The organism is Streptomyces sp. WAC04114, assembly GCF_019733245.1.
GTDB lineage: Bacteria > Actinomycetota > Actinomycetes > Streptomycetales > Streptomycetaceae > Streptomyces > Streptomyces massasporeus_A.
Genome location: NZ_JAIGQA010000211.1, coordinates 1 through 12,947, shown reverse-complemented (window position 1 = coordinate 12,947; position 12,947 = coordinate 1). Strand labels below are relative to the sequence as shown.

The 12,947-nt window shown below is 74.9% G+C and carries 12 protein-coding genes and 2 pseudogenes; 2 read left to right on the top strand and 12 right to left on the bottom strand.

Features of this window, described 5'->3' with window-relative positions; genetic code table 11:
- From K4G64_RS34475 to K4G64_RS34450, 6 genes and pseudogenes are all read right to left on the bottom strand, one after another.
- Positions 1–288, bottom strand: a pseudogene (locus K4G64_RS34475) (hypothetical protein); the annotation flags it as partial.
- Positions 278–1,285 (bottom strand): MoxR family ATPase, encoded by a 1,008-nt coding sequence (locus K4G64_RS34470; protein WP_221759842.1) that lies wholly within the window; start codon positions 1,283–1,285, stop codon positions 278–280. The gene K4G64_RS34470 and the pseudogene K4G64_RS34475, both read right to left, overlap by 11 nt.
- 93 nt (positions 1,286–1,378) lie before the next feature.
- Positions 1,379–3,067 carry a trypsin-like peptidase domain-containing protein gene (locus K4G64_RS34465; RefSeq protein WP_221759844.1) on the bottom strand — a complete coding sequence of 563 codons (1,689 nt, stop codon included), beginning with the start codon at positions 3,065–3,067 and terminating at the stop codon, positions 1,379–1,381.
- A gap of 32 nt (positions 3,068–3,099) precedes the next feature.
- Entirely contained in the window at positions 3,100–3,564 is a 465-nt protein-coding gene (locus K4G64_RS34460) for a CU044_2847 family protein (RefSeq protein WP_260461373.1), read from the bottom strand.
- 60 nt (positions 3,565–3,624) lie between these two features.
- A complete protein-coding gene (locus tag K4G64_RS34455; protein WP_221759841.1) occupies positions 3,625–4,965 on the bottom strand; it encodes a carboxyl transferase domain-containing protein in 1,341 nt (446 codons plus the stop codon).
- Positions 4,958–6,415, bottom strand: coding sequence for an acyl-CoA synthetase (locus tag K4G64_RS34450; protein WP_221759840.1), 1,458 nt, complete (start codon positions 6,413–6,415; stop codon positions 4,958–4,960). The genes K4G64_RS34455 and K4G64_RS34450 overlap by 8 nt, the downstream gene beginning before the upstream one ends.
- A 314-nt stretch (positions 6,416–6,729) precedes the next feature.
- Between K4G64_RS34450 and K4G64_RS34445 the strand changes: the two genes are divergently transcribed.
- The gene (locus tag K4G64_RS34445; protein WP_221759839.1) at positions 6,730–7,608 is read left to right on the top strand and encodes a RimK family alpha-L-glutamate ligase; all 879 of its coding nucleotides are present in this window, start codon (positions 6,730–6,732) and stop codon (positions 7,606–7,608) included.
- Between the two features lie 56 nt (positions 7,609–7,664).
- Positions 7,665–9,065, top strand: coding sequence for an MFS transporter (locus tag K4G64_RS34440; protein ID WP_221759838.1), 1,401 nt, complete (start codon positions 7,665–7,667; stop codon positions 9,063–9,065).
- Here the strand turns inward: K4G64_RS34440 and K4G64_RS34435 are convergent.
- The 6 genes and pseudogenes from K4G64_RS34435 to K4G64_RS34410 form a co-directional block, all read right to left on the bottom strand.
- A complete protein-coding gene (locus K4G64_RS34435; RefSeq protein ID WP_374206485.1) occupies positions 9,056–9,664 on the bottom strand; it encodes a hypothetical protein in 609 nt (202 codons plus the stop codon). The two genes, K4G64_RS34440 and K4G64_RS34435, sit on opposite strands and share 10 nt — an antisense overlap.
- The gene (locus K4G64_RS34430; RefSeq protein WP_221759836.1) at positions 9,630–10,457 is read right to left on the bottom strand and encodes an FkbM family methyltransferase; all 828 of its coding nucleotides are present in this window, start codon (positions 10,455–10,457) and stop codon (positions 9,630–9,632) included. Before K4G64_RS34430 ends, K4G64_RS34435 begins: the two co-directional genes overlap by 35 nt.
- On the bottom strand, positions 10,454–10,675 hold the full coding sequence (locus tag K4G64_RS34425) for a Trm112 family protein (RefSeq protein WP_190898441.1): 222 nt from the start codon (positions 10,673–10,675) through the stop codon (positions 10,454–10,456). The genes K4G64_RS34430 and K4G64_RS34425 overlap by 4 nt, the downstream gene beginning before the upstream one ends.
- Positions 10,672–11,577: a hypothetical protein gene (locus K4G64_RS34420; protein ID WP_221759843.1), complete on the bottom strand. Its 906-nt coding sequence runs from the start codon at positions 11,575–11,577 to the stop codon at positions 10,672–10,674. Before K4G64_RS34420 ends, K4G64_RS34425 begins: the two co-directional genes overlap by 4 nt.
- Before the next feature lie 15 nt (positions 11,578–11,592).
- Positions 11,593–12,339: a bifunctional 2-polyprenyl-6-hydroxyphenol methylase/3-demethylubiquinol 3-O-methyltransferase UbiG gene (locus K4G64_RS34415; RefSeq protein ID WP_221759835.1), complete on the bottom strand. Its 747-nt coding sequence runs from the start codon at positions 12,337–12,339 to the stop codon at positions 11,593–11,595.
- A pseudogene (locus K4G64_RS34410) lies at positions 12,336–12,947 on the bottom strand (condensation protein); the annotation flags it as partial. The pseudogene K4G64_RS34410 and the gene K4G64_RS34415, both read right to left, overlap by 4 nt.

Here is a 12,947-nt window from a genome sequence, read left to right as displayed (position 1 = left end):
GTCGTGGGCGGCCCGGACCGGGGGCTCGATGGGGTGCGCGGGGACGGAGGTGGCGGGTGCCTGCCCGGCGGGGCCGGGCGGGTTTTCACCGGCGGTGGGGATGTCCGGAGCTATGGGCCGGCCGGTCTCGGGTTCCCCGCCGAGGGGCTCCGCTGCCGGTTGCTCCAACTGGCCCGCCAGCCACAGCAGTTCGGCGATCTCCCGGGGCGTCGGAGCCGCGCCCGCCGCCGAGAGGGCCGCCGCCAGCCGGGCGACCGGGGACGGCCCGGACCCGGCCTCAGAATCCATCGCCGTCGGCCGCCGCGCTGAGGTACGGCATCAGCTGCTCGGCGAGGTCGTCGCGCGACTCGGCGTCCAGACCCGCCACTCCCGTGAGGTAGAGGGCGTTCAGCAGCTGGTCGGTGGCCAGTTCGCCGCCGGCGGCCCGCTCCAGGAAGCGGCTGATCAGACGGTCCGCGTCACCGCTCGGCGTGTCCAGATGGGCCCGGACGATGTGGGTGAGCTGGTCCCGGCCGGGGCGGCGCAGCTTCAGCCGGACGCAGCGGCGCAGGAAGGCGGGCGGGAACTCGCGCTCCCCGTTGCTGGTCAGCACGACGAACGGAAAGGCCCGGCAGCGGACCCGGCCGCGGCGGACGGTGACCGGAGTGTCAGAGCCGTCGGCGAGCACCTCGGCCGCGCCGTCGCCGGAGTGCCGGGCGGCACGCACCAGTTCCGGGATCTCGTACTGGCCCTCCTCCAGGACGTTCAGCAGGTCGTTCGGCAGGTCGAGGTCGCTCTTGTCGATCTCGTCGACGAGCAGCGCGCGGGGCCGGTCGTAGGGGAGCAGGGCGGTGCCGAGCGGGCCGAGGCGCAGATGGTCCTCGACACCGCCGGGCCCCTCCTGCCCCTCCCGGGCCGCGTACAGCCGGGACAGCGGGTCGTACTGGTAGAGGCCGTCCGCCAGCGAGCTGCGGCTGGTGATGTTCCAGCGCAGCACCGGGCCGAGTCGCAGCTCGCGCGCCACCGCGTAGGCGAGGGACGACTTGCCGGTGCCGGGCGGGCCGGTGACGAGCAGGGGGCGGCGCAGGCAGAGCGCGGCGTTGACGAGCCGGACGCTCTCCTCGCCGGCGACGTACGACTTCGCCCGGTGCACGCGGTCGGGGGAGACGGCCGTCGCGTCGTCGCCCTCGTGCGGCGGCGGCAGGGCCGGCCCGCCGTCGAAGGCACGCCAGGGCGGCGGGGCGGGCAGGTCGTCGATGCCGTCGTGCGGCTCGTTGCGGCCGGTGTAGACGGACCAGTGCGGCATGGGGAGTGGTCTCCGCTCTCCGTTTTCGTGCGGGTGTTTCTCCAGGCGCGGCGCGTGCGGGTGTTTTCCCGAGGCGCGTCGCGTGCGGGCGGGTCAGGCCACCGGCGACCTCGCGTGCGCGGCGGTGACGGCGTGCGGGTCGGCGAAGAGCCGCGGGTCGTCCCACAGCAGCTGGATGCCGTGGGCCCAGTGGTCCTCCTCGGCGAACGCCTCCTCGCGCAGGGCGAGGACATGGCGCGGGAGTTCGGCGGGCGGTACGGCCATGACGTGGGCGTCGAGCGCGTCGAGGAACGCCTTGCCGGTGCAGCCGTCCGTCCCGGCGCACTCCTCCTGCCCGGAGCCGCAGCCGCCCCGCGACCACACGATCACCGGGGCCGGAGCGGCGAGCGAGATGTCGAAGTGGGGCCGCGTGCGGGCGGCGGCCGGGGCGGATCCGAACCCGGCGAGGCAGGCGTCGCGCTGCCGCAGCCGCAACCGCAGCCGCCCGGGCTCCTCCGGCCCGCCGCACTCCACCCGGTGCATCCGTGCTCCCGGCCAGGAGTCCAGGCGCTTCCACGCCCGGGTCAGCACATGCCGGGTGCTGGCCTTGCGGCGGGCGTGGTCGGTGACGACCAGCGGGTAGACGCAGCCGAGCGGCGTGTCGTCGTCAGGGGCGCTCTCCCAGCGGTCGACGGGCCAGTCCAGCCAGTCCCGGGGCAGCGCGAAGGCGACCAACTCGTCGGCGCCGGGTGTCAGATAGCGGAAGGCCGCCTCGATCCCCTCCTGCACGTACGCGTGCAGCCGGTGCTGCTCGACCGTGCCGGACTCGACAGGATGCCGCCGCCCCTCGCTGTACGCGGACACCTCGACCCGGACCAGGCCGTCGCCCGCCCCGCTGTGCCCGAGCTCCACCAGGATCGGCGACCAGTCGGGCGCCGACGGCTCCACGGCCGGGGCGTGCAGCAGGTCCTGGAGCCGGTCGGCGAACCGGGCGACGGTGCGGGCGGCGCCCGGGCCGTCGAGTTCGCACAACACGAACAGGGCCGCCGACCACAGCGATTCGAACCCCTCCTCCGGCGGCGAGGGGTCGAACGGGTCGGCCGCCGCCGTGTACAGCCGCGCCGGGTCGCAGTCGAGGCCGGCGCGGGCCGCCTTCTCGACCAGGGTGCGCAGCCGGGCCCGGTCGGCGCTGGTGTGGTCGGAGGTGGGGACCAGGCTCTGCAGATCCGGCCAGTAGCGGGCCATGACCTGGGTGGGCATCATCCGGCCGGTGCGCACCTCGCCGCTGCCGGAGTCGGCCGTGACCATGCCGACGACCTCGCCGGTGTCGGCCAGGGTGACGGCGGCCCCGCTGAAGCCGGGGGCCAGGGGCTGGCCGCCCTGGTGCCAGGCCTCCAGCTGGAGCCACTCGCGTCTGATCAACTGCGCTGCGGTGACCCGGCATTCGGCGAGGGTGCCCTCGTCCCAGCCGTCCGGGAAGCCGTAGACGACGAGCCTGCGGGCGGTCGGGCCGTGCGCCGCGTCGACCGGGGCCAGCGCGGCCGGGGCCATCGGCATCTCCCGGTCCAGCTCCAGCACGGCCAGGTCGCCGGGGTCGGTGACGCCGCCGCTCCAGCCGCCGTGCGCGACGACCCGGGCGGGGACGGCCGGGGTGCCGGGCCGCTCGGTGAAGGTCACCGTCAGGTCCTCGCCGTCGCCCACGACATGAGCACACGTCAGCACCGTGCTCGGGGTGACCAGGAAACCAGCTCCGGCCACCCGGCCCCGTAACTGGATCCGGGCGTGCCACTCGGCGCTGTGCAGAGCGCTCGTCACTGCGCTGTCCCCGGCGCTGTTCATGAGGCGGCGCCGGCCCCCGGGGCGGACGCGGTGCCCGGCGTGGGCGCGGCCTCCGCAGTGGGCGGAACGTTCGGCGTGGACGCGGCCTGCGACGGGTGCGGGACACTCGGCGTGGCCGCGGCGTCCACCGTGGACGGGGACCACGTCAGCTTGACCACCAGATGGCCCTCGGCGGTGCCCTTGGCGATGAACGCGCCCGTCTCGGCGGCCAGTTTCACCCCGAACTCGATCTCCACACCGTCGGGCCTCAGCGAGCCGTCCCGGAAGACGCGCAGCGCGGACTCGGCCGCCGCCCGCACCCCGTCCAGGGCGCCCTCGAAGGTGCGGGCCGCCTGAACCGTGCCGCCACGGGAGACCAGACGGGCGCCGGACCGCTCCTCCACCGCCTCGACCGCGACCACGGCCCCGTCACCGGTCTTGAACTCGACCAACCCGTCCACGACACCCCCGTACGTTCGCATGCGCTGGGCAGCACCATTGTGACGGAAGGTGCTCGATGACGCGGGGGGCATTCACCGAACTCACCCACCGACGGTCCCCCGGATCACGCCCAGCTCCACCAGGTCCTGCGGCCGGATGCGGAGCTGGTCCGCCGTCGACTCGACTTCGCGCGGGGGGCGTTTGAGGATGGCCGCCGCCAGTTCCGGCGCGATCACCGAGAAGTAGCTGTCGGGTGTGGCCCAGGTGTTGCCGGGGGCGGCCAGGGCCAGGGCGCCGCCCGAGCCGCCCTCGCCGATCACCAGCGTGGTCACCGGGGTGCGGGCGCTCGCGACCGCGCTGAACAGGTCGGCGATGGCCGCGCCCGCGCCCTGCCGCTCCGCCTCCGCGTCGTTGGCCGCGCCCGGGGTGTCCACCAGGGTCAGCACCGGGACACCGAGCCGGTCCGCGAGGCGGATCAGCCGCGCGGCGGTGCGGTATCCGGCGGGGCGGGTCGCGGTCCCGGTCTGCGCGGCGTACGCGACCGTGCGGCCCTCGTGCGTGCCGAAGCCGCACAGCATGCCGTCGGGGTCGGTGCCGCCGCAGCGGTCGCCGCTGATCGTCGTCCGCTCCGTGAAGTAGGCGTCCAAGTAGGCCACGGCGCGCGGCCGTTGCGGGGAACGGGCCCGGCGGACGGCGTCCCAGCCGGTGACGGGCAGGACCGCGGACCCGCCGAGAGGGTCGGGCGGCGCGGCGGGCGTGGTGGACGGGCAGGTCAGCAGCCGCAGCCATCGCCCGAGCGTCTCGCGCAGTTCCTCAGGCTGTACGACCGCGTCCGCCGACCCGGCCGCGACCTGCGCCTCGGCCGTGTACGCCGCCGGGTCCGCGTCCGCGGGCCGCACCCGGGACCCGGCGAAACCGACCTGGGCGCCGGGCAGCGCGAGCACCACGTCCGCGCCCGCGCCCAGGGTGGCCCAACCGCCCCCGGTCGTTGGGTCGCGCAGGACCGCGACCTGCGCGAGACCGGCCTCCCGGGTGAGCGCCGACTGGCGTGCCACCCGCTGGAGTTGGGTCAGCGCGAGCATCCCCTCCTGCATGCGGCTGCCGCCCGTCGCCACCAGCGGCACCACGGGGAAGCGCCGCTCTCGGGCGTACGCGTACGCGGCCTCCAGCCGGTCGCCGGTGCGCTGGCCGAGGGAGCCGCCGAGGAAGCCGAACTCGAACGCGATCAGCACGGCCCGCACGCCGCCGACGCGGGCGGTGCCGCAGACCACGGACTCCTGCTCGCCGGTGCGTTCGGAGGCCCGGGCGCGGGAGTCGTCGTAGCCCGGCCAGGCCAGTGGGCCGTCGGGCCGCCACTGCCGTGCCGGGGCGGGGAGTTCGGCGAAGGTGGCGTCGTCGGCGAGGGCGGTGACGACCTCGCGTGCGGAGAGGCGCTCAGCCATGGGCCAGCGCCCGCTTCATGATCTTCCCCATGTCGTTGCGCGGCAGCGCGTCCAGGTGGTGCACGACCCGCGGCCGCTTGTGCGGCGCGAGCCGCTGCGCCACATGGTCCGCCAACTCCTCCAGCGCAGGCGGCGCCTTCGGATCCGCCGGCACGATCCACGCCACGATCCGCTCGCCGAGGTCGGCGTCCGGCTCCCCGGTGACGGCCGCCTCCCGCACCCCGGGGTGTTCGAGGAGCGCGTTCTCGATCTCACCGGCGCCGATCTTGTAACCGCCGCTCTTGATCAGGTCGGTGGCCTTGCGGCCGACGATCCGGACGTAGCCGTCGGGGTCGCGCACCGCCATGTCGCCGGTGCGGAACCAGCCGTCGGTGGTGAAGGCGGCGGCGGTCGCGTCGGGGCGGTTGAGGTACTCGGTGAACAGGTTCGTCCCGCGCACCTGGATCTCGCCGACCGTCTCCCCGTCGTACGCGGTGACCTCCGAGCCGTCCTCCTCGACCAGTCGCAGCTCCACGCCCGGCAGGGGCACGCCGACCGTGCCCGGGCGGGCCTCGCCGTCGGCACGGACGCTGGTGTTCATCAGCGTCTCCGTCATGCCGTACCGCTCGATCACCCGCCGCCCGGTCGCGGTGGCGATCCGGCCGTGGTCGTGCACGGGCAGCGCGGCGGAACCGGAGACCAGCAGGCGGGCCCCGGTCAGCGCCTTCACCAGGTCCGGGTCGCTCGTGACGGCCTCGGCGATGCGGTGGTACATCGTCGGCACGCCGAACAGCATGGTCGCGCCGCCGTTCAGCTCGCGGGCGACGCCCTGGGTGCTGAAGCGGCCCAGGTGCCGCACCGATCCGCCGCGCCGCAGCGGGCCGAGGGTGCCCAGGACCAGGCCGTGCACGTGGAACAGCGGCAGTGCGTGGACGAGGACGTCGTCGCCGGTCCACTGCCAGGCGTCGGCCAGCGCGTCCAGGGTGCTCGAGACGGCCCGGCGCGGGAGGACGGCCCCCTTGGGCGGGCCGGTGGTGCCGGAGGTGTAGACGACCAGGGCCGGGTCCTCGTCCCCGGCGCGGTCCTCGGGCACCGGGCCGGTGGCGTGCACGTCGACGTCGACGCGGGTGAGGTCCCGCAGGGGCGCGGGGAGCAGGTCGTCGGGGGCGGTGAGCACGAGGTCGGGGCCGCTGTCGGACAGGATGTGCCCGAGTTCCTTCTCACCGGACTTGGGGTTGAGCGGCACGGCCGGGACTCCGGCCAGGAGCGCGGCGACCACGGCGACGGCCGTCTCCATCGTGGGCGTCGCCCAGACGGCGACCCGGGTGGCTCCGCCGATGCGGCCCGTGAGCGCTCCGGCCGCGGCGGCGAGCTGCGCGTAGGTGAGGGAGCGCTCGCCGAACCGGAGGGCCGGGCGGTCGGCCGGGCTGCCTGCCGGGCTGTCGGTCAGGGCCGGGAAGAGAGGGGGCACGCGTCACATCTCCTTGGCTGGTGCCTGCTGTTGTCCGTGGGCGGTGCGTCGGCCCGGCCGGGCCGACCTCAGCCGGGGACGACCATCACCAGCCGGGCTGCCGCCGGTACGACCGCCCCCCACCATCCCTCCGTACACCATCGGCCGCCGGAAGAAACGCTCCCGGTCCACGTCCGGGGCGGGAACCCCCGCCGGGCGCCGGGTCGGATCTCCATCCCGTCCGCCACCACACAGCTGGGGTGTCGTGCCGCCGGAGGCGATTGTTAGCCTGCGACGGACATCGCATCGATCGTCCGTACGAGGATGGAGTCGCCGTGGCCGGCACCCCGCGCATCGCCGTCGTCACCTACGACCCCCGCGGCGAGGAGCACAAGGACCGGGACCTGCCGGTGCTGGTGGCGGCGCTGCGGGAGGCCGGGGCCGATGCCGTCGCCGTCGCCTGGGACGACCCCGACGTCGAGTGGGACGCCTTCGATCTCGCCCTCATCCGCTCCACCTGGGACTACAGCTGGCGCGCCGAGGAGTTCACGGCGTGGGCCGAGCGGTGCGGGAAGGCGACCCGGCTCGCCAACCCGGTCGGTGTCGTGCGGTGGAACGCCGACAAGCGCTACCTCGGGCAGCTCGCCGAGGCCGGGGTGCCCACCGTGCCCACCCGGTACTTCGCGCCCGGCGACCCCGTCGAGCTGCCCGCCGACCACGAGTTCGTCGTGAAGCCCGCCTCCGGGGCCGGCGCCCGGTACGCCGCCCGCCATCCGGCCGGGGAGCGCGACGCCGCCGAACGGCAGGTGGAGCGCATGCACGCCGAGGGGTTCACCGTCATGGTGCAGCCCTATCTGAGCAGCATCGACACATACGGCGAGCGGGCCCTGCAGTTCTTCGGCGGACGTCTGCTGCACGCCGGCGTCAAGGGCGCCGTCCTCGCGCCGGGCACGCCGTACGACGCGGACAAGGTCGCCCATCCCGACCTGCGCCGCTGGGAGCCGTCCCCCGCCGAACTGGCCGTCGCCGAGCGGGCGCTGGCCGCCGTGCCCGTCGACGCGGAGCTGCTGTACGCACGCGTGGACCTGGTCACCGGGCCGGACGGCGAACCGTGCGTGATGGAGCTGGAGCTGATCGAGCCGAACCTGTTCCTCGATCTGCACCCGGACTCGGTGCCCCGGGTCGTACGGGCGGTGCTGGCCGCCGCGGACTGACCACCACGGGTGGGGCATACGTCCCTCGGTGGGGCTTTTGGTGTACTGGTAAGGCCATGCCCTCTCCCGAGCCGGCCCCGCAGCCCGCGCGACGGTCCTGGGCACCGCTGCTGGCGGTGTGCGCCGGGTACTTCATGGTGATCCTGGACGTGACGGTCATCAACGTCGCCGTGCCGGTGGTCGGGCGGGAACTGTCTGCCTCGCTCACCGGCATCCAGTGGATCACCGACGGCTACACCCTGGTCTTCGCCGGGTTCCTGCTCACCGGCGGGGCACTGGGGGACCGGCTGGGCAACCGGCGGGTCTTCTGCTGGGGCGTGGCGGTGTTCACCGCGGCCTCGGCGGCCTGCGCGCTCGCGCCCAGCACGCCCTTCCTCGTGGTGGCCCGGCTGGTGGAGGGGCTCGGTGCGGCGCTGATCGTGCCCGGTTCGCTGGCCCTGCTCCAGCAGGCCTACCCCGAGCCGGACGTCCGCTCGCGGGCCTTCGGACTGTGGGGTTCCATGGCGGGCATCGCGGCCTCCGCCGGGCCGCTGCTGGGCGGGCTGCTCGTCTCCACGGTGGGCTGGCGCTGGGTGTTCCTCATCAACCTGCCCGTCGGCGCCGCCTGCCTCGCGCTCACCCTGCGGCACGTGGCCCGCTCGCCCCGGCGCGCCGACCGGGCCCTGGACTGGCCCGCGCAGGTCGCAGTCGTCGCGGCGGTGGCCCTGCTGACCGCCGGTCTCAACGAGGCCGGGCGGCGGGGCTGGTCCGACCCGGCCGTGCTCGTCGGTCTGGGCCTGGCCGTACTGTCCGCCGCCGCCTTCGCCCTGCGCGAGCGGCTGGCCCGGAACCCCGCCCTCCCGCTGGACCTGCTGCGCTCCCGCGCGATGGGCGGCGGCGCCGTCATCGGCCTGCTGTTCAACTTCGGCTTCTACGGCATGGTGTTCACCGCCAGCCTGGAGTTCCAGCACCAGCGCGGCTACAGCGCCCTCGGCACCGGTCTTGCGCTGTTCCCGGCGGTGGCGATGACCATGTTCGCCTCGGTGCTGTCCGGCCGGCTGTCCCGCCGTACCGGCCACCGGCCGCTGGTGATCTCGGGCATGCTCCTGGCCGCCCTGGGGCTGGCCGGCTGGGCCGCGGCGGGCGCCGAGCCGGCCTACGCGCTGCTGATCGCCCCGATGATGGCCGCGGGCTTCGGCACCTCCTTCGCCCTCACCGGCTCGACCGCCACCGTCATGGGCGCCGCGCCCCCGGCCTACTCGGGCGCCGCCTCCGCCCTGTTCAACACCACCCGCCAGGTCGGCAGCGCCACCGGCGTCGCACTGGGCGGCAGCCTCCTCGCCTCGGCCGCGAACTACGGCACCGGGATCCGGATCAGCATGGGCATCGGGGCCCTCGCCTACCTGGGCGCGGCGGTCCTGGCATGGTGGTGCGTGCCGGCGAAGCCGCCCTCCGGGAGTCACGTGGCTCAGACCTGAGCGTCGGTGACCGACACCCGCTGCAGCAGTCCCCAGGTGAACTCCGCGACGGCCTCCCGTCGCACCCCCTGCCCGTCCGGCGCGGTGAACGCCAGCCCCCACCGGGTCGGCGCCGTGCCCTCCAGGGGGCGGGCCGGGGCGAAGGCCCGGGCCACCTCGTCGACGGTGCAGGACCAGGGGGTGAGATCGTCGAGCGTGCGCAGCTCCGGGCCCGGGGCGCCGGGCGCGCGGACCAGCCACTCGTTCCACACCGCGCGGTTCGGGGCGGTCAGCACCTCGAAGCGCAAGGAGGGCCACAGCGGCACCGGCCACAGCCAGGCCTCGCAGTCGAGATCGCCGATCCGGCGGGGTGTGCGGGACTCCGGGTCGCCCAGCACCTGGCGATAGCGGGACAGGGGCGCGCGGGAGCGCGGGGAGCGGACCATCGCCTGCCAGCGCCTGTTCGCCTCGCGCATGTCCGCGATGGACACCCCCAGCTCATGGCGGGCGTCCTCCACCAGCCCGGGGTTGTGGTCGGCCATGCGGCGCAGCAGCACCAGCTGGAAGTCGAGCGGGGTGAACGGGCTAGTGGGGTGCTTTCCGGAGGGCATGGGTCCCATCGTCGCCCACGGGGGCCCTGCCCGGGCGGCGGCCGTCGGGCAGGAACAGCACCGAGTTGACGTAGCGCGGGCCGCGCCGGAGCGTGGAGGGCAGGACGCGGCGGAGCAGGCCGTGGGAGACGACGTGGGACGCGCGGGCCTGGTGGTCCTCCAGCGGGAACTTCGCCAGCGGCACCCAGGTGTCGCCGGGCAGCACCCAGCCGTCGTAGCCCAGCAGCGACAGATAGGTCACCACCGGCGCGATCGGCTGGATGCGGGACTCCAGTTCCACGAACAGGGCCGGACGGTCGCGGGCCAGCAGCCCCGTCGCGCCACGCAGCACCGCGGGCTCGTTGCCGTCCACGTCGATCTTGACGAAGCCGACGTCGCGCAGGCCCAGCTCGTCCAGCGTGACGCAGGGGACGTCCAGCGCGCGGCCGTGGATGTCGCGCCGCACCAGCGAGGACACGCCCCGGTCGCCCGAGTCGTCCGACGGCAGCCACAGGCGTGCGATGCCCGGCCGGTCCGAGGCGGCGGCCCGGACCACGTGGACGTTCGGCGGGGCGGCGGCGACCAGCAGCCGCGCCAGATGGGGCACCGGCTCGACCGTCACCACCTGCTCGGCGAGGCCCGACAGGCGGTGCGTCCAGGGTCCGTACCAGCCGCCGACGTCCACCGCCGTACCGCAGCCCGGCGGGCACAGCTCGGTGAGCCGGGCCAGCTCCGGTTCGAACCGCGGGTAGAGCGCCCGGGCCGTCGCGGCCACCAGACGGGTGGGCAGCAGGGGGGCGACCCGGGCCGCCAGGCTGGTCACGGCGCCATCCTCTTCAGGAGTTCCTCGTGCTCGTCGTCCGGCACCTGCTCGCCCGAGGACGGCAGCAGCTGCGGGATGCCGTCGGTGATCGGGTAACGGCGGTGCAGACGCGGGTTGTACAGCGCCTCCTCACGCCCGGCCTCCTCGGGGAGCAGATGCAGCGGCCCCTTGTCGAGCGGGCACGCCAGGATCTTGAGCAGCGGGTCGTCGGGCTTCATGAAGATGCCAGCTCCTTGGCGGGTGGGGAGGGTTGGGGAGCGGTGTCGTGCTTGGGCATGGTCAGCAACACGGCCACCGCCAGGGCCGTGCCCGCCACCCGCAGCGCGAGCCGCAGCGGCTCGTCCGGCAGGGCCTCGCCGAACGACAGCGTGCCGAGCACCGCCGTGAACAGACTCGTCACGGTCGTGCACACCGGCACGATCAGCGAGGCCCGGCAGCGCTGCAGCGCCGCCTGCGACATCACCAGGCCGAACGCGCCGGTGAACAGCAGGAGATACGGGTAGGGGGAGCTCAGCAGGCCCAGCACGGCACCGCCGATCCCGTCGGTCGTCAGCCGGCCGGCGACGCCCTTGATGGCCAGCGAGCTGACCCCGTACAGCAGGCCCACGGCCACGCCGTACTCGACGCCGGTCGTCGGCCGCCGGTGCCGGTTGCGGGTGCGCCGCTCGGCCGAGGCGTACAGCCACACCCCGGCCGCCAGGGACGGCACGCACACCAGCAGGATCAGCTGGTAGGGCGCGTCCTGGCTGACGGTGTCCGACCCTTCCCGCAGCGACAGCACCACCATCAGCAGCGCCAGCAGGATCGCGCCGAGCGCGTACCGTTCCCGGCCGGACGTCTCCTCCCCGAGCAGCCGCGCCGACAGCAGCACCAGCAGCACCAGGCCGGAGACGAAGATGCCCTGGGCGGCGGCGATGGGCAGGGTGCGGTAGACGACGAGCTGCGCGGCGAAACCGGCCGCGAGGGCGAGGGACCCGCCGATCCACAGGGGGCTGCCGAGGACGAGGCGCAGCAGCCGGGCCGGCTGCCGGATCGTCACCTCGGGAAGCGAGGTGAGGGCACGTTTCTCCAGCACGAAGCCCAGGCTGTAGAGGGTGTTCGCCAGCAGGGCCGCGGCCACTCCCCACCACATGGGCTACGTCCTCCTGGCGTGCAGCAGCAGGATCGACGCGAGCTGCGGCCGGGCGCAGGCCAGCCGGTCCAGCGGGCGCAGCGGGCGCGGAACGCCGTGGAAGGGAGCCCCTTCGAGCCGTACGACCGTGAACCCGGACGCGGCGACGAACTCCTTCAGCGCGCGGGCGGTGTAGAGCCGCAGATGCCCCACGACCTCCTTGCCCGGGCGGCCGTGGATGCCGCGCAGGCTGACCTCCGAGAAGACCGGTTGGACGCCGGCGAGCAGCAGGCCGCGGTTGTACCAGGCGGCCAGGTTCGGCGTGGACAGCATCAGATGCCCGCCGGGGCGCAGGATCCGCCGGATCTCGTCGAGCGCGGCGTCCGGGTCGACGAGGTGCTCGACGACCTCGCTGAACAGCACGGCGTCGGCCGACCCCGAGGCGAACGGCAGCCCGCCGCCGGTGAGTTCGCCGCGCACCGCGTAGGGGATGCGGGTGCGGGCGCGGCGCAGGGCGTCCTGGGACCAGTCGACGCCGATGACGCGGTGGCCGGGCAGGAGCGGGGCGGCGGTGGCGGCGGCGGTGCCGTCCCCGCAGCCGATGTCGATGATCGTCCGCGGGCTCGTGGTCGCCGGGCCGCCCAGGGCCCGGGCCAGCATGCGGGCCTGGCGGAGGCTGCGCGGGGTGCCGGAGGCGACCGGCACGGCGGGGTTCTCGTAGAAGTCGCGCAGGTCGTGGGGCGGGGGCCCGGTGGTGGGCGGTGCGGTCACGCGGTCACCTCCGTGGTGTGCAGGTAGTGCTCGAAGAGGTCGCGGAGGTGGGCGCCGTCGCCGTGGCTGAGCAGGGCCTTCGACCAGCGCAGGGCCAGATGGAGGCGGCCGGCCGTGGAGGCGGTGGTGACGGTCAGGCCGCGGGGCATCCGGGCCGGCGCGGAGAACCAGACCGCGTGCGCGCGGCCCGCCTCCTCGCCGAAGTCCAGGGGGTAGGGGATGCGGCCGATGTTGCTGAGCAGGGTCGTCGACGTCCAGGGCGCGGCGGCCCGGCGCAGGGTGCGGGTGAGGGCGGCGCGGGCGGTGACGGGCGCCCAGGGGGAGGTCAGGAGGGCCGCCCCGTGGCCGAGTTGGGGGCGCGGGAGGGACTTCAGGGCGCGGGTCCGCTCCGCGGTGCGGCGCAGCAGGGCCGGCATGTCGGTGACGTCCAGTTCCCGCGGCGCGTACGGGACTTCCACCAGGCGGGTGCCGTTGCCGATGGGCATCGTGGTGTCGCGGGGGCGGTCGTCCACCGGCATGGTGATGCGCAGGGGGCGGGGGCGGGCGCCGTGCTCCCTGTTCCAGTGGGTGATGGTCAGGGCCGTGGTGACCATGAGCTGGTCGTTGAC